The sequence below is a fragment of the Robertmurraya beringensis genome (assembly GCF_042433785.1).
Lineage (GTDB): Bacteria > Bacillota > Bacilli > Bacillales > Cytobacillaceae > Robertmurraya_A > Robertmurraya_A beringensis.
Map to the genome: position 1 here is coordinate 368,438 of NZ_JBHLUU010000015.1, position 15,456 is coordinate 383,893.

Consider the following 15,456-nt stretch of genomic DNA (forward strand, 5'->3'; position numbering starts at 1 on the left):
AGGGGGATTTATAGATGTTATTGAAAAAACAAACAGTTTGGTTATTAACAATGCTTAGCTTAGTTGTTGTATTATCGGTATATTACATTACTTCTCCAGAACAGCAAATGAACAATATGGCTACAGTAGAAAAAGAATCAGAGGAAGATTCAACAGTAAGTGGAGAAAATACATCTGAATCTGGTGAATCTGTCATTTCTAGTACTGCTAGCGATGAAATGTTTGAAGCACTTCGCTTAGAGCTAGATGAAGAGAGAAGTAAATTAAAAGAAGAGCTAGAAACGACTGTTGCTTCTACGGATCTACCAACAGAAGATATTAATGCCGCTCTTGATAAAATTAAAGAATTAAATGATGTGACCCAAAAAGAAGCGTATCTTGAAACGATGATTGTAGCGATGGACTATGAAGATGCTTTAGTAAGAGTAAGCGATAACGAAGTTCGCGTCACTGTAAAAGCCAAAAGCCACTCTCCAGCAGCTGCAAATGAAATCTTAAAGTTAGTACGCTCTGAATTAAGCGGGCTGAAGCCAGTGGTACAATTTCAAATAAGTAAATAATAGAAAAACGGAAAGCCCGAGCGCTTTCCGTTTTTTATTCAACTAGCCGATTTTTAACTGCATAAAGGGCTGCTTGAGTACGATCGGCTAAACCAAGCTTTGAGAGAAGGTTAGAAACATGGGTTTTGACAGTCTTCTCTGTTATATATAGGCTAGTTGCAATTTCTTTGTTACTTTTTCCTTTGGCAATTTCTTTTAATACCTCCATTTCTCGTTTTGTTAACTCGTAAATGGAAGGGCGATTTTGGTTTCGATCGGTTGATAACTTCGCTAATAAATGACTTGTAGCCTTGGGGTGTAACTGGTTTGTTCCTAACATCACATTTCGGATCGACTGAACAAGTTCGTCTGGTTGAATATCCTTTAATTGATATCCAGAAGCACCCGCCTCGAGTGCAGGAATGACATGATCCTGCTCAGAAAAGCTTGTCAGAATAATGATTTTTATCGTAGGGTACAAGTTTTTAATCATTTTCGTAGCTTCGATGCCATCCATTTCCGGCATGGAAAGGTCCATTAATATTAGGTCGGGTTGATGTCTTTTCGTAAGCTCAATTGCTTCCACTCCGTTCCCCGCTTCACCTATAATTTCGATTTCTTTTTGGGTGCGAAGAAATAAGACGAGTCCCCTACGAACAACGTGATGATCATCGACCACCAGAATCTTCGTAGTCATTTAGCTCCCTCCTTAATTTGGTATTTTGATTTGAATAAGTGTTCCATTATCGGGGGAACTTTCTAGTGAAAACTCCCCCTTAAACGCTTCGGTTCGAAGTCGCATACTTTGTAAACCAAGCGATGGTGTTTGAACTCCCTTTTGATATTGGAACCCAATGCCAAGATCTTTAATGGTTAGAATGGTTTTCTCTTTTGTTTTTTCTAAATCAATATATACAACCGTTGTACCAGCATGTTTTTTACAATTCGCAAGTGCCTCTTGCCCAATTCTCCACAGTGCTTCTTCGACCTGACTTGAAAAATGAGGAACACCCTTCAGGTTAATATGAACAGTTAGACCTAGTAACTGGCCGTATTTTTGAAAGGCACTTAGTAGTCCATCTTCTAACCCTTGAGGACGTAACTGCCAAATCAAAGATCTCATTTCCCCAAGTGCATCTTGAGCAAGCTCTTGTATATAGGTGAAGGTACTTTTCATTTCCTCAGGCTTAGTCATTTCTACACCTGCTCTTGCCGTGAGACTTAAAGAAAATAATAATTGATTCACAGAATCATGAAGATCTCGTGCAAGTCGATTTCGTTCATCTTTCAGGGCGGTTTTTTGCTCATGTTCCACAAGCTTCAGCCGCTTAATGGCCGTACCAATTTGAAATGCAACGGCTTCAAGCAGGGCTAACTCATCGTCCTTGAAGAAGGTTTTAAAGGGAGCCCCTACATTTAATAAACCAAATCTTTCCTCACCTGCACGGAGCGGCACGGTAGCATGATGTGTTAAGCCGTTATGGTCTCCGTTTTGGGTTTCTATGGCTTCCTCGATTCTTTGACACTCAATAATATTGGTTGCCTTTGTTATTTTCTGATGATGATAACGATTAACACACCAGCACGAACCCTTACACATTCTTATGTTTTGTTCATACGAAAGAGCAGGGGGAAGGGCTTCGTGTGCAACAAGTTGATGGGAGCCTTTTTCATCAATAAAGAAGATCCAACCTGTTTGGAGTCCTGTTAAATCCAAAAGCTTTTTTAGGACTTGAGATAGAACGTGATTCAGCTCAGTCCCCTCGTTTAACATTTCAGCAATTTCTTTTAGTATTTTCATTTCTCTAAATCTAGAACTCTCTCCCATCATGTCACCCTCAAACAATAGAAATTTATTATGTTCAAACTATTGTCAACTTCTTTGTAAAAATTCAATCGTTTCATTTGATGGACCTGTCACAAATGCAGTGGTCCACCCGTTTTCCAACTCGTATGGACCTTCCACCATACAAAAATGGTATTCTTTACAACGAAGAATGATTTCTTGTAAAAAAGGAACTTCGAAGCAAATATGCGTATGTGAGACTTTATTTACATGATCACCTAGAAAAAGCTCCAAACGTATATCCTCTAAGCGTAAAAAAACAATATCCTCTTCCATAAATTTTACCTTTTCTTCTACTTGAAAATGAAGTACCTTTTCATAAAAAGATATGGATTTCTCCATATCTTTTACTTCAATCCCATAATGATGGACTCGCAAGATAACACCCTCCTAAAGAATGACATTAATATCTCCAAATTCATGCCATAAATATTGTTTATTTAGTGCTTCCTCATACGCAGGAAATAGCTTTTCTTTTGGTACAAAAGCTAAAAGCATATCCAAGTGGCTCGCTTTTGGTTCATGAAAGCCAGTAATGATTCCATCAACCAACTGTAGCCTTGACTCTTCCGTAATATACAAATTTGTCCATCCATTGAGACAGCTGGTCTTCGAAGCGGTTTCCAAGGCACGGACAACGGTCGTACCTACCGCAAGGACCTTTGAGCCGCGTTTCTTTGTATCTAGTACTTTATTCATTGTCTTTTCCGGAATCATATATTTCTCACTATTTTGTTCAGGACTTGGCAGCAAATTGTCATCCAAAAAATAACTGAGCCCTGTGTGTAATTGAAGAAAAGCAATCTGAATCCCTTTCTTTTGTAATCGAAATAGCAGTTCCCAGCTTATGGCTCTTCCGGCTGAAGGCATTTCCAACGATCCGGGTGTTGTTGCGAAAACGGTTTGATAATATTCAAGACTCCAAGGTTTATGAATATATTCATAACGGATAGGTTCACCGATCATATAGACCTCTTCTAGTAGCTCAGTACCTCCTTTTGAAAATAGAATTCGAGAAAGGGGAGTAGGGCTTTTCTGATTTAACACCGTAGCTGACAAAGTAGGGGAGAAGTGTAAAACTTCTCCTTCTGAAACCTCATCACTTAAAATTAAAGCTTCCCATTCGAACTCATTTAATTTACGAGCAAGCTTTACTTCTATAATCGATGGTTCCTTCTGATGATTTGGATGAAACCTAGCTCTTAATAGTGCGGGGATGGTTCGGCTATTGTTAAGAACAAGCAGGTCACCTTCTTGAAGATAATGTTCAAGCTGACAGAATTCATCGTGGTATACTTGCCCACTTTGTTTATTAAGAACCATCATTTTCACTTGATCACGTCTAATCCCTCTTCGCTCAGGGGGGATTGACGCATTCAACTTTGTTGGAAGATGAAAATCAAAAGCTTGTGAAGTCATTTGCTTTCCTCCTTAAATACTTGAGCTTCAAACCGTTTCCCAGTAATATTATTTGAGTCGTCGGAAGCTAAATAAAGAAAAACATCAACCACATCATTAGGGTCTGCTAACGGGTAATCACAATCAGGAACGGCTAGTGTGTGCATTTCGGTATTCATTTCCCCAGGATCAACCATATTGATACGGATATTTGTATCACGTAGTTCATCAGCCCAAGTTTCTGTTAATCCTTCAATTGCAAACTTTGATACTCCGTAGGCACCCCAACCAGCATACCCAGTTGAGCCGGCTTCAGAGGTAATATTAATGACTGACCCCTTATTTTGTAAAAGCATGTGGATCAGCACTCTTTTTGTTAAAGAAAAAGGGCCAAGAACATTTACGCGTAATGTAGTAGAAAAGTCATCCTCAGGATAATCTAGTAATAGAGGCATTGGACTCAGTCCGAGGGTTGAGGCATTATTAATTAACACATCGATCTGTCCAAATCTTTCTACTGTTAAAGCTACAAATCTTTCAACGTCTCTTGGGAGAGAAATATCTGCCTTTATCGCAAACACTTCTGCTCCTAATTGTTCTGCTTCTTCCTTCACTTTAGATAATGCTTCCATATTTCTAGCGCAAATAGACAACCGTTTTCTTTGTTTGGCAAATGCTAATGTTAAAGCCTTTCCTAATCCTTTTGATGCTCCAGTTATCATAACTACATCGTTACTATTCATTACAAATCTCCTCCTGTATAAATGGTTCCTTGTAATTACAGAATAGAAAATATTTCAAACATTTCCCTCATGTAAAAGCTCGATATTTTCTACAACTTTAGTCGTAGGAGAAAATTTAACTAACAAAAATTTTAAAAAATCTTATATTTCAAAAATGAAAACGTGTTCTTTTGTCGAATATGTATATAGAGGAATAAAGGTTGAACTTCTATGAGGTCTTATCGTATGATATTAGTATCTAGTGCTAAAAAGTAAATTAGAGGTGAATATGATGTTAAAGGTTCAAGAAATTAGAGAATTAATAAAACTTGTAGATCATTCAAGTCTAGATGAATTTGTTTATGAATACGAAGGTGCTAAAATTAAAATGAAAAAGAATGCGGCTGTAGGAACAGTGACTGTAAAGGAACAAGTTACACCTGCGCCTGTAGTCGTTGCTGAAAAGACATCAGCACCAGTGGCTGCTGTAGAGGTAAAGCACGAGGAGCCAATCGCACCGCAAGCACAACCAGCACAAACACCTGCTGCTGATACTTCAAACTTACATAAAATCAATTCACCGATGGTTGGGACTTTCTATGCATCTCCATCACCTGATGCTGATGCGTATGTTAAGGTGGGCTCAAAAGTGTCTAGCGATTCAGTTGTTTGTATCGTAGAAGCAATGAAGTTATTTAATGAAATTGAAGCTGAAGTTAACGGAGAAATTGTAGAGATACTTGTAAAAGACGGACAGTTAGTGGAGTATGGTCAACCGTTATTTTTAGTGAAGCCAGAGTAAGGAGCTGTCTGCTATGATAAAAAAGTTATTAATTGCGAATCGAGGAGAAATAGCCGTTCGTATTATACGGGCTTGCCGTGAGCTTGGGATTGAGTCTGTTGCTGTATATTCTGAGGCGGATCGTGAATCCTTACATGTTCAGCTTGCTGACGAAGCATACTGTATTGGACCAACAGCTTCAAAGGATAGCTACTTAAATTTTACAAATATCATTAGTGTAGCTAAGCTGACGAGTTGTGACGCCATTCATCCTGGTTATGGATTTTTAGCTGAAAATGCTGACTTTGCAGATCTTTGTAGGGATGTGAATATCACATTTGTTGGACCATCTCCAGAAGCCATCTCTAAGATGGGAACAAAGGACGTGGCTCGTGAAACGATGAAACAAGCAGGGGTTCCGATTGTTCCAGGATCCCAAGGAATCATTAAAGACGATGAAGAAGCAATCGAATTGGCCAATAAAATTGGTTACCCTGTTATTATAAAAGCGACTGCTGGTGGGGGTGGAAAAGGAATTCGTGTGGCCCGAACGGAGACTGAGCTAATCAAAGGGATTAACATTACTCAACAAGAAGCATTAACGGCTTTTGGGAACCCTGGAGTATATATCGAAAAGTTTATTGAAGAGTTCCGACATGTTGAGATACAAGTTCTTGCAGATAATCATGGACATGCCATCCATTTAGGGGAAAGAGATTGCTCCATCCAAAGGAGACTTCAAAAGCTTCTTGAGGAAACGCCATCTCCAGCCTTAGACGGAGAAGTAAGACATGAGATGGGAAGTGCAGCCGTTAAGGCAGCATTAGCGGTTGATTATTCTGGTGCCGGGACAGTAGAATTTATTTATGATTATCAAAACCGTAAGTTTTATTTTATGGAAATGAACACTCGTATCCAAGTAGAACATCCGGTCACAGAGATGATAACTGGCGTTGACCTAATTAAGGAACAAATTAAAGTGGCATCTGGTGAAAAGCTTAGTTTAACCCAAGAAGAAGTTGTTTTTAATGGGTGGGCGATCGAATGCAGAATTAACGCAGAAAATCCAATGAAGAAATTCATGCCTTCACCTGGTAAAATAGAAATGTATCTTCCTCCTGGTGGTTTAGGAGTTCGTGTGGATTCAGCTGCATATCCTGGTTATACGATTCCACCCTATTATGACAGCATGATTGCGAAACTGATTACGTACGGAAGTACTAGAGAAGAAGCAATCGCACGCATGAAAAGAGCGTTAAGTGAATTTGTCATAGAAGGAATTCATACAACCATTCCATTCCACTTAAAACTTTTAAATCATGAAAAGTTTGTTGAAGGAGACTTTAACACGAAATTTCTTGAAATGTATGATTTAATGGAAACAGGAAAATAATGTTGGAGGTGCTTTGAATGAGCGAAAATAACATCTTGGAAATGAATCCAGGAAACTCTGGTCTTGGGAAAGTAGAGATTGCACCTGAAGTAATTGAAGTAATTGCTGGTATTGCTGCGTCTGAAGTTGACGGGGTTTCTCAAATGAGAGGAAACTTTGCGTTAGGGGTTGTTGAGCGATTAGGTAAGAAAAATCATGGCAAGGGCGTTAAGGTGGAGCTTGGAGAAGACGGAATTAAAGTGGATGTGTATTGCTTAATGAAGTTTGGGGTTTCCATTCCAACTGTCGCTCAGAAGGTTCAAGATAATATTCGACAAGCGCTTTTGAATATGACTGCACTTGATGCTAAGGAAGTAAACGTGCATATCGTTGGCATCCAGTTCGAAAGTACAAAGCAAGAAGTTGAACAAGAACAAGAGCTGTAATTTACTCACTCTAAAGAGTCAAGGACAACAAAAAAGTCTTTGGCTCTTTTTTCTTTCGAGTATTTCATGTATGATGAGTTATTATGCTATGATCATATTGATGATTAAGGTATCTCAATCAATAAAGGAGTTTAGGATAGATGAAAAGAAGAACGGCAAGAGAAAAAGCGTTACAAGCATTATTTCAAATTGACATAAGTGAAGCAGATCCAAAGGAAGCGATTCTTCATGTATTAGAAGAAGAGCGTGGAGATGACTACCTCTCTACTCTAGTAAGTGGGGTTGTGGAACACAAAAGTGAGATAGATGAAATGATTAAAGAGCATTTAGAGAAGTGGACAATTGAGCGAATTGCGCCAGTGGATCGGAACCTGTTAAGACTGGCTGTTTACGAACTTGTTTACATGAAGGAAGAAGTACCTGCAAACGTTGTTATCGATGAAGCGATTGAGATTGCAAAAGTTTTCGGAGATGAGCATGCTAGTCGATTTATAAATGGAGTTCTCTCTAAAATAAAGCAACAAACAGAACAACAGTAATTTCCGCTATAAAACAGCCCTTTTTTATATAGGTAATCCCTTTCGCACTATCAAGACGTGACTGAAAAGAGATTTATCCTTATAATTAGATAGGACTGTTTTTTTGCGTGATCCATACCTTTTCCGAAAAAAGGAGTACTGAATGGAAGAAAAGCAATATGTAACAATAACTGCCTTAACTAAATATATAAAAAGAAAGTTTGACGCCGATCCACATTTACAGGATATGTACGTAAAAGGGGAAATTTCAAACTTTAAACAGCACTCTAGTGGACATATGTACTTTACTTTAAAAGACGAAAAAGCAAGAATCCTGGCCGTCATGTTTTCAAGCTTTAATAAGTCCATCAAATTCAGACCAGAAAACGGGATGAAAGTGTTAGTGAAAGGCGATATCTCCGTATACGAACAAAGTGGTCAGTATCAAATGTACATAAAAGAATTGCAGCCTGATGGAATTGGTGATCTTTATCTAGCTTTTGAACAGCTAAAAGAAAAACTATTAAAACAAGGCCTATTTTCAAACGAATATAAAAAAGCTCTGCCAAAATATCCTCACACTGTTGGGGTAATTACCTCTCCTACGGGAGCAGCAATACGAGATATTCTAACAACTCTTAAAAGGAGATATCCGATTGCTAATATATTGGTCATTCCTGCCCTTGTTCAAGGAGAGCAAGGAGCTGCATCCATTGTAAAGGCAATCGAGCAAGCAAATCAGTCACATGATATTGATGTATTGATTGTTGGTCGCGGTGGGGGATCCATTGAGGAACTATGGTCATTTAATGAAGAAATTGTAGCAAGGGCCATTTTTGCATCTAGGATTCCGATTATCTCTGCTGTTGGTCATGAAACAGACACGACCATTGCTGATTATGTGGCGGACCTCCGAGCTCCGACTCCTACGGGAGCGGCAGAGCTTGCAGTGCCACATATTGATGAATTAATCGAAAGAGTATTAACTAGACAAACAAGGATTATACGAAAAATTAAAGAGAAGATAAGTGTACAAGCACAGCGATATGATCGTTTAAGTAAATCATACGCCTTTAAGTACCCGCAAAGATTGTATGAACAAAAGTTAGAGCAAGTTGATAAGTCAACAGAATTATTAAAGAGGGCAGCTCAAGCTTTATTTGTAAATAAAAATGAAGAGTATATTCGTACCAGGCGGAGACTTGAAAGAAATAATTTGAATACACTCCTTCAAACAGCCGTTCAGCAGCAATCTAAGACGGAAAAGACATTAAATCGTGCTTTTACTAGCCTCCTTTTAGCAAAGAAAAAAGAACATCAAAGAGTGAATATGGCATTGGATGCATTAAGCCCTCTGAAAATTATGGATCGAGGATATAGCCTCGTCTACAATGAAGACGATCACTTAGTAAAAAGCACGGAACAAATTCGAATTAATGATAGTATTAAAATAAAACTTGTAGATGGTTCTATCACTTGTGAAGTGTTAGAGATCGAGGGGAAGGATCAAACAAATGAGTAAAGACACGAAAATAAGCTTTGAAGAAGCCATGCAGCAACTTGAAGATATCGTTGAACAACTAGAAGAAGGGGATGTACCTTTAGAAGAGGCGATTTCTATTTATAAAAAAGGAATGGAGCTTTCAAAGCTTTGTCACGATAAGCTTCGAAATGTTGAGGAGCAGCTAACAGAAATTCTTACGGAGAATGGGAAGAAGGAAACCTTCTCTATTCAAGAGGAGGAATAATAGTGAACAAAGTGGGTTTTACCACCTTTTCTAAAAAGTATAAAGAGCTAGTAGAAGCATACCTGAAGGAATCTGTTAGTCAATTATCTGCACCTACACAGATTAAGGAAGCGATGCTCTATTCGTTAGAAGCAGGCGGCAAACGTATTCGTCCGTTATTATTATTCGCTACATTAGAAGCGTTTGGGAAGAAAGGGGAATTAGGTATAGAAGCGGCTGCAGCGATAGAAATGATCCATACCTATTCGTTAATTCATGACGATCTTCCAAGCATGGATAACGACGACCTACGAAGAGGAAAGCCTACGAATCATAAGGTGTTCGGAGAAGCATATGCCATTCTTGCAGGTGACGCTCTTTTAACATATAGCTTTCAAGTGATTTCTAGTGCATCCTCCGAGGCTATTCCAACTGAAGTGAAAATCCAACTGATTACAGAACTAGCCAAAGCATCAGGTGCTGAAGGAATGGTAGGTGGACAAGTAGCTGATATGGATGGGGAAGGGAAAGACTTAAGCCTTGATGAACTTGAATACATTCACATCCATAAGACAGGGAAGTTACTTGCTTATAGTGTCGTTGCTGGAGCGATGATTGCCGGAGCAAATAATCAACTATTAGAAAAGTTTACTACCTTTGCTCACCATTTAGGTTTAGCCTTTCAAATTAGGGATGATATTCTAGACCTTGAAGGTGATCAAGAAATCATCGGGAAGAAAGTGGGCAGTGACGAACAAAACAATAAAAGCACATATCCATCATTGTTGACGATGGAGGGAGCAAGGCAATCATTATTAGAGCATATTACGCTCGCTAAGGATGCCTTAAATAGCATGGAACTTGAAACGGAAATTCTTAAAGAAATCACGGATTTAGTAGCTAATCGAAATCATTAAATAAGAGTGTGAACGTAAAACATTTGGAAAAATGTCTGTAATACGTTACTCTTTGTGTATACAGCTAACGAAAGATTAGCAACAATTAAGAGATGAAAGTGAGTGGTCCTACTAGTGGATCTGTTATCAATTAAAGACCCTTCCTTCTTAAAAGGGCTTTCTCAACAACAACTACAAGAATTAAGTGAAGACATCAGACAATTTTTAATAGAAAAATTATCAGTTACAGGTGGCCATATTGGACCGAATTTAGGAGTGGTAGAGCTGACGATTGCTCTTCATACTTGTTTTACAAGCCCAAAAGATAAAATTTTATGGGATGTCGGTCACCAATCATATGTCCATAAAATTTTAACGGGTAGAGCAAGCGAATTTGACACGCTAAGACAATATAAAGGTTTATGTGGTTTTCCAAAGATGATTGAAAGTGAACATGATGTTTGGGAAACAGGGCATAGTTCGACTTCTTTATCCGCTGCTATGGGTATGGCAATTGCTAGAGATTTAAAAAAGGAGAAATCTTTTGTTGTTCCTGTAATTGGTGATGGTGCCTTAACGGGTGGAATGGCACTGGAAGCTTTAAATCACATCGGTCATGAAAAAAAGAACCTTATCGTTGTCTTAAATGACAATGAGATGAGTATTGCACCGAATGTTGGAGCTCTTCACAGTATATTAGGCCGTTTACGAACGGCTGGGAAATATCACTGGGCGAAAGATGAACTCGAGTATTTATTAAAGAAAATTCCTGCTGTCGGAGGAAAATTAGCAACGACGGCCGAGAGAATAAAAGATAGCCTGAAGTATTTGTTAGTGTCTGGTATGTTCTTTGAAGAGATGGGTTTTACGTATTTAGGACCAGTAGACGGTCATAATTATGACGAACTATTTGAAAATTTAGCATACGCAAAAAAGACAGAAGGACCCGTTCTTTTACATGTGATCACTAAAAAAGGAAAAGGATACCATCCTGCAGAAAGTGATGTTGTGGGTACATGGCATGGAACGGGACCGTATAAAATTGAAACAGGAGCATTTCCAAAACCGGTTGAAACGCCTCCGCCAGCATGGAGTAAACTGGTTAGCGAAACGGTTCGTAGGCTCGCGCGAGAAGATGAGAGAATCGTTGCAATCACCCCTGCGATGCCTGTTGGTTCCAAACTTGAGGGATTTGCAAGTGAATTCCCTGATCGAATGTTTGATGTAGGTATTGCTGAACAGCATGCAGCGACCGTAGCTGCAGGACTTGCCACCCAAAAGATGAAGCCATTTTTAGCCATTTATTCGACTTTCCTACAACGAGCCTATGACCAAGTGGTTCATGATATTTGCCGTCAAAACCTGAATGTATTTATAGGTATTGATCGTGCAGGGCTTGTAGGTGCTGATGGAGAAACTCATCAAGGTGTGTTCGATATCGCCTTTATGAGACATGTGCCAAACATGGTGCTGATGATGCCAAAAGATGAAAACGAAGGGCAACATATGGTCAATACAGCCTTAAAGTATGATGAGGGACCGATTGCCATGAGGTTCCCTCGAGGGAATGGAGTAGGAGTTCCATTGGATAAGGACCTTAAAACCATTCCGATTGGCACTTGGGAAGTAATAAAAGAAGGCGAAGATGTGGCTATATTAACATTTGGAACAACGATTCCAATGGCATTAGAGGCTGCAAAACATCTCGAACAGCAGGGGATCTCTGTGAAGGTCGTTAATGCTCGATTTATTAAACCGCTAGACCGTCAGATGCTCTCGGAGCTATTTGAACGAAAAATGCCAGTATTAACGATTGAAGAAGCCGTCCTTCAAGGTGGATTTGGAAGTTCTATTTTAGAGTTTGCCTTTGAAAATCGTTATTTTGATGCAGTGATTGATCGCATGGGAATTCCAGATCAATTTATTGAGCATGGAAGTGTTGATGAGTTATTGAAAGAAATCGATTTAACCGTGGATTCAACGATTCGAAAAGTAATCGAACTTACTCAGGTTAAAGGGAAAAAGGGTTCATTACTATGAAAAGTAAAAAAGAACGAATTGACGTCCTGCTAGTTGAACGCGGGTTAATAGAAACAAGAGAAAAAGCAAAACGAGCGATTATGGCAGGGCTCGTATATAGCAATGAAAACCGATTGGATAAACCTGGTGAGAAAATAAGCAGCGATCTGCCTTTAACGATAAAAGGGAATGTCATGCCATATGTAAGCAGGGGTGGCTTAAAGCTAGAAAAAGCCTTGAAGGAATTTGACGTGCATGTTGAAGGGAAGGTTTTGCTAGATATTGGTGCTTCGACCGGAGGGTTTACAGACTGTGCCTTACAAAATGGAGCAAAACAATCGTATGCCTTAGATGTCGGATATAATCAGTTAGCTTGGAAGTTAAGGCAGGATGAGCGAGTTATTGTCATGGAACGGACAAATTTTCGTTATGTGACCCCTGCTGACCTAACTGGTGAGATGCCAAATTTTGCTTCAATAGATGTTTCTTTTATATCATTAAAGCTTATTCTCCCTGTGTTAAAAACTCTTCTAGTGCCCAATAGTGATATTATTGCATTGGTGAAACCGCAATTTGAGGCCGGGAGAGAAGAAGTAGGGAAAAAAGGAATCGTAAGAGATCCAAAGGTTCATGAAGCGGTTTTAAATAAAATCATTGACCTTTCTTTAGCTCTTGGTTATGATGTCAAAAATCTATCCTTTTCTCCAATCACTGGTGGCGATGGCAATATTGAGTTTTTGCTGCATCTAGGGTGGAATGGCGAAAAGGAGCAAGGGATAAACCATCTTTCCAAAAAGCCAAACCAAATCGTTTTAGAAGCCCATGAAGTTTTAAAATCAAAGTCGAATGTAGAAGAATAAGCGTCCTGCTTGTTCTTCTTTTTTTGTAGGTATACTTTGACGTAATAAGCAAAAGGATGTATATTTATACATATATACATCTACAAAAATTGAAAAAATAAAACAAAATACTACAGAGTTTTTGAAAGCAATCAGGGGTGAAAACATGAATAAAGGTCAACGTCATATTAAAATTAGAGAAATTATTACGAGCAATGATATTGAAACACAAGATGAATTAGTTGATGAACTAAAGTTTGCCGGATTTAATGTAACACAAGCAACCATTTCTAGAGATATTAAAGAACTTCACTTAGTAAAAGTGCCACTTATGGATGGTAGATACAAATATAGTCTTCCAGCCGATCAACGTTTTAATCCACTTCAAAAATTAAAGAGAAATTTAATGGATGCCTTCGTTCGTATTGATAGTGCAGGTCACTTACTTGTGATGAAGACACTACCGGGTAATGCTATGGCCATTGGTGCCCTGATAGATAATTTAGATTGGGAAGAAATATTAGGAACCATTTGTGGAGATGATACGATCCTCATTATTTGTAGGAAAGAAGAAGAAACGATTACCATTACTAATCGATTCCTTGAAATGCTCTAAATAGAGGTGAAACCAGTTGTTAACCGAGTTGTCGATTAAAAATTTTGCAATTATTGAAAACTTAACTGTATCCTTTACAAAAGGATTAACCGTTTTGACAGGTGAAACAGGAGCGGGGAAATCAATTATCATTGATGCTGTTCATCTACTCGTTGGTGGAAGAGGTTCGTCAGAATTTGTTCGACATGGCGAAGAAAAAGCTGAAATTGAAGGGCTTTTTCAACTAGAGAGTTTGACACATCCGAGCTATCAAAAAGCCGAAGAATTTGGAATAGAGATTGAAGAGGGAATGCTCATATTGAGAAGAGATATTTCACAAACGGGTAAAAGTGTCTGTCGAATAAACGGCAAACTAGTGACCATATCTACCTTGCGTGAAATAGGGGGAACGTTAATTGATATTCATGGACAGCATGAGCATCAAGAATTAATGGAGGAATCTAAGCACCAAAAGCTTTTAGACCAATTTGGTGCAAAATCTATATCGAGCCAACTAAAGGAGTATGCAAATTTATATCAAAGCTATGAGCAAACTTCCAAGAGGCTAAAAAGTTTGAGTGAAAATGAACAGAAAATGGCGCATCGTCTAGATTTGATTCAATTTCAGTTTGATGAAATTCAAAAAGCACAGTTAGTGATTAATGAAGATGAACAACTAATTGAAGAAAAGAAACGATTGTCTAATTTTGAGAAGGTTTACGAAGGTCTTTCTAACAGCTATTCTGTGCTTCAAGGGGAACAAAAGGGGTTGGACTGGATTGGTCTTTTAATGAGTCATTTAGAAGATGTTTCTAGTGTTGATCAACAATATCAAGAGTTAGCTGAGACAGTGTCTACTAGTTACTATGCCTTAGAGGACGTGGCTAGAGAACTGAGAAGCAAGATGGATAGTCTTGAGTTCAACCCAGAACGTTTGCACGATATTGAAAGCAGACTAAACGAAATAAATCAGCTAAAGAGAAAATATGGAAAAACAATTGAAGAGATCATAGAATATGCGGCTAAAATAGAAGAAGAAATCGAAACACTTCAAAATAAAGAAACACATATCAATGCACTAAACAAAGAGCTTGCTGCCATAAAAAAGGATTTAGTTCTCGAAGCGAAAGAACTGACCTCCACAAGGTTACAGTTTGCAGAGAAACTAACAAAATCGATTCACCGTGAATTAAAAGAGCTTTATATGGACAAAACAGTATTTGAAGTGCGTTTTCACTCAGATTATGATGTGTTTACTCCTACAGGTTGTGATCAAATCGAATTTTTTATCTCTACAAATCCAGGAGAACCATTAAAGCCTCTATCTAAGGTAGCATCTGGTGGGGAGCTGTCGAGAATGATGCTAGCATTAAAAAGTATCTTCTCTAAACATCAAGGCGTTACTTCCATTATTTTTGATGAAGTGGATACTGGAGTGTCAGGACGTGTAGCACAAGCCATTGCAGAAAAGATTTACAAAGTAGCCGTTTCATCGCAGGTCCTTTGTATTTCCCATTTGCCTCAAGTGGCAGCTATGGCTGATACTCATCTCTATATTTCAAAGGTTACCCAAAAGGGTAGAACGAAAACTTCAGTACAATCATTATCAGAGCCCGATAAAGTAAAAGAAATTGGTCGAATGATATCTGGAGTAGAAATTACCGATTTAACCCGAGAGCATGCGAAAGAATTACTCCATTTAGCAAAGGAAATGAAGGTAACTTGAAAAGCTATCCATATTGGGTAGCTTTTTTATAA

At 38.5% G+C, this 15,456-nt stretch carries 17 protein-coding genes; 12 read left to right on the plus strand and 5 right to left on the minus strand.

Annotated features, from left to right (window positions below; all coding sequences use genetic code 11):
* Window positions 1-14: 14 nt before the first annotated feature.
* A complete protein-coding gene (locus ACFFHF_RS04180) occupies window positions 15-560 on the plus strand; it encodes a SpoIIIAH-like family protein (RefSeq protein WP_160546559.1) in 546 nt (181 codons plus the stop codon).
* Window positions 561-594: 34 nt separating this feature from the next.
* On the opposite strand, the gene ACFFHF_RS04185 is transcribed toward ACFFHF_RS04180, so the two are convergent.
* From ACFFHF_RS04185 to ACFFHF_RS04205, 5 genes are read right to left on the minus strand one after another with little or no spacing between them, the layout of a single operon-like run.
* Complete coding sequence (locus ACFFHF_RS04185) at window positions 595-1,236, minus strand: response regulator (protein ID WP_160546558.1); 642 nt, start codon at window positions 1,234-1,236, stop codon at window positions 595-597.
* A gap of 12 nt (window positions 1,237-1,248) precedes the next feature.
* Window positions 1,249-2,370, minus strand: a complete 1,122-nt coding sequence (locus ACFFHF_RS04190) for a GAF domain-containing sensor histidine kinase (RefSeq protein ID WP_160546557.1) — start codon at window positions 2,368-2,370, stop codon at window positions 1,249-1,251.
* 42 nt (window positions 2,371-2,412) lie between these two features.
* Entirely contained in the window at window positions 2,413-2,763 is a 351-nt protein-coding gene (locus tag ACFFHF_RS04195) for a VOC family protein (RefSeq protein WP_160546556.1), read from the minus strand.
* 12 nt (window positions 2,764-2,775) lie between these two features.
* The gene (locus tag ACFFHF_RS04200) at window positions 2,776-3,804 is read right to left on the minus strand and encodes an S-adenosylmethionine:tRNA ribosyltransferase-isomerase (protein ID WP_160546555.1); all 1,029 of its coding nucleotides are present in this window, start codon (window positions 3,802-3,804) and stop codon (window positions 2,776-2,778) included.
* Complete coding sequence (locus ACFFHF_RS04205) at window positions 3,801-4,526, minus strand: SDR family NAD(P)-dependent oxidoreductase (RefSeq protein ID WP_160546554.1); 726 nt, start codon at window positions 4,524-4,526, stop codon at window positions 3,801-3,803. The genes ACFFHF_RS04200 and ACFFHF_RS04205 overlap by 4 nt, the downstream gene beginning before the upstream one ends.
* A 271-nt stretch (window positions 4,527-4,797) precedes the next feature.
* Between ACFFHF_RS04205 and accB the strand changes: the two genes are divergently transcribed.
* From accB to recN, 11 genes are all read left to right on the plus strand, one after another.
* Window positions 4,798-5,307, plus strand: a complete 510-nt coding sequence (gene accB / locus ACFFHF_RS04210) for an acetyl-CoA carboxylase biotin carboxyl carrier protein (protein ID WP_160546605.1) — start codon at window positions 4,798-4,800, stop codon at window positions 5,305-5,307.
* A gap of 13 nt (window positions 5,308-5,320) precedes the next feature.
* Window positions 5,321-6,679, plus strand: coding sequence for an acetyl-CoA carboxylase biotin carboxylase subunit (accC, locus tag ACFFHF_RS04215; protein WP_160546553.1), 1,359 nt, complete (start codon window positions 5,321-5,323; stop codon window positions 6,677-6,679).
* A 17-nt stretch (window positions 6,680-6,696) separates the two neighbouring features.
* On the plus strand, window positions 6,697-7,104 hold the full coding sequence (locus tag ACFFHF_RS04220) for an Asp23/Gls24 family envelope stress response protein (RefSeq protein WP_160546552.1): 408 nt from the start codon (window positions 6,697-6,699) through the stop codon (window positions 7,102-7,104).
* A gap of 140 nt (window positions 7,105-7,244) precedes the next feature.
* Entirely contained in the window at window positions 7,245-7,643 is a 399-nt protein-coding gene (nusB, locus tag ACFFHF_RS04225) for a transcription antitermination factor NusB (RefSeq protein ID WP_160546551.1), read from the plus strand.
* 142 nt (window positions 7,644-7,785) lie between these two features.
* On the plus strand, window positions 7,786-9,144 hold the full coding sequence (gene xseA, locus ACFFHF_RS04230; protein WP_160546550.1) for an exodeoxyribonuclease VII large subunit: 1,359 nt from the start codon (window positions 7,786-7,788) through the stop codon (window positions 9,142-9,144).
* Window positions 9,137-9,370: an exodeoxyribonuclease VII small subunit gene (locus ACFFHF_RS04235; protein ID WP_160546549.1), complete on the plus strand. Its 234-nt coding sequence runs from the start codon at window positions 9,137-9,139 to the stop codon at window positions 9,368-9,370. The genes xseA and ACFFHF_RS04235 overlap by 8 nt, the downstream gene beginning before the upstream one ends.
* A 2-nt stretch (window positions 9,371-9,372) precedes the next feature.
* Window positions 9,373-10,266 (plus strand): polyprenyl synthetase family protein, encoded by an 894-nt coding sequence (locus ACFFHF_RS04240; protein ID WP_377057640.1) that lies wholly within the window; start codon window positions 9,373-9,375, stop codon window positions 10,264-10,266.
* A 114-nt stretch (window positions 10,267-10,380) separates the two neighbouring features.
* Complete coding sequence (gene dxs / locus ACFFHF_RS04245) at window positions 10,381-12,285, plus strand: 1-deoxy-D-xylulose-5-phosphate synthase (RefSeq protein ID WP_340904577.1); 1,905 nt, start codon at window positions 10,381-10,383, stop codon at window positions 12,283-12,285.
* On the plus strand, window positions 12,282-13,124 hold the full coding sequence (locus tag ACFFHF_RS04250) for a TlyA family rRNA (cytidine-2'-O)-methyltransferase (RefSeq protein WP_160546548.1): 843 nt from the start codon (window positions 12,282-12,284) through the stop codon (window positions 13,122-13,124). The genes dxs and ACFFHF_RS04250 overlap by 4 nt, the downstream gene beginning before the upstream one ends.
* A gap of 145 nt (window positions 13,125-13,269) precedes the next feature.
* A complete protein-coding gene (gene ahrC / locus ACFFHF_RS04255; protein WP_160546547.1) occupies window positions 13,270-13,719 on the plus strand; it encodes a transcriptional regulator AhrC/ArgR in 450 nt (149 codons plus the stop codon).
* A gap of 16 nt (window positions 13,720-13,735) precedes the next feature.
* On the plus strand, window positions 13,736-15,424 hold the full coding sequence (gene recN, locus ACFFHF_RS04260) for a DNA repair protein RecN (RefSeq protein ID WP_160546546.1): 1,689 nt from the start codon (window positions 13,736-13,738) through the stop codon (window positions 15,422-15,424).
* Window positions 15,425-15,456 lie beyond the last annotated feature (32 nt).

Coding starts and splice junctions, on each gene's coding strand:
- ACFFHF_RS04180 (WP_160546559.1), top strand. CDS start 15: ATGTTATTGAAAAAACAAACAGTTTGGTTATTAACAATGCTTAGCTTA.
- ACFFHF_RS04185 (WP_160546558.1), bottom strand. CDS start 1,236: ATGACTACGAAGATTCTGGTGGTCGATGATCATCACGTTGTTCGTAGG.
- ACFFHF_RS04190 (WP_160546557.1), bottom strand. CDS start 2,370: ATGATGGGAGAGAGTTCTAGATTTAGAGAAATGAAAATACTAAAAGAA.
- ACFFHF_RS04200 (WP_160546555.1), bottom strand. CDS start 3,804: ATGACTTCACAAGCTTTTGATTTTCATCTTCCAACAAAGTTGAATGCG.
- ACFFHF_RS04205 (WP_160546554.1), bottom strand. CDS start 4,526: ATGAATAGTAACGATGTAGTTATGATAACTGGAGCATCAAAAGGATTA.
- accB (WP_160546605.1), top strand. CDS start 4,798: ATGTTAAAGGTTCAAGAAATTAGAGAATTAATAAAACTTGTAGATCAT.
- accC (WP_160546553.1), top strand. CDS start 5,321: ATGATAAAAAAGTTATTAATTGCGAATCGAGGAGAAATAGCCGTTCGT.
- ACFFHF_RS04220 (WP_160546552.1), top strand. CDS start 6,697: ATGAGCGAAAATAACATCTTGGAAATGAATCCAGGAAACTCTGGTCTT.
- nusB (WP_160546551.1), top strand. CDS start 7,245: ATGAAAAGAAGAACGGCAAGAGAAAAAGCGTTACAAGCATTATTTCAA.
- xseA (WP_160546550.1), top strand. CDS start 7,786: ATGGAAGAAAAGCAATATGTAACAATAACTGCCTTAACTAAATATATA.
- ACFFHF_RS04235 (WP_160546549.1), top strand. CDS start 9,137: ATGAGTAAAGACACGAAAATAAGCTTTGAAGAAGCCATGCAGCAACTT.
- ACFFHF_RS04250 (WP_160546548.1), top strand. CDS start 12,282: ATGAAAAGTAAAAAAGAACGAATTGACGTCCTGCTAGTTGAACGCGGG.
- ahrC (WP_160546547.1), top strand. CDS start 13,270: ATGAATAAAGGTCAACGTCATATTAAAATTAGAGAAATTATTACGAGC.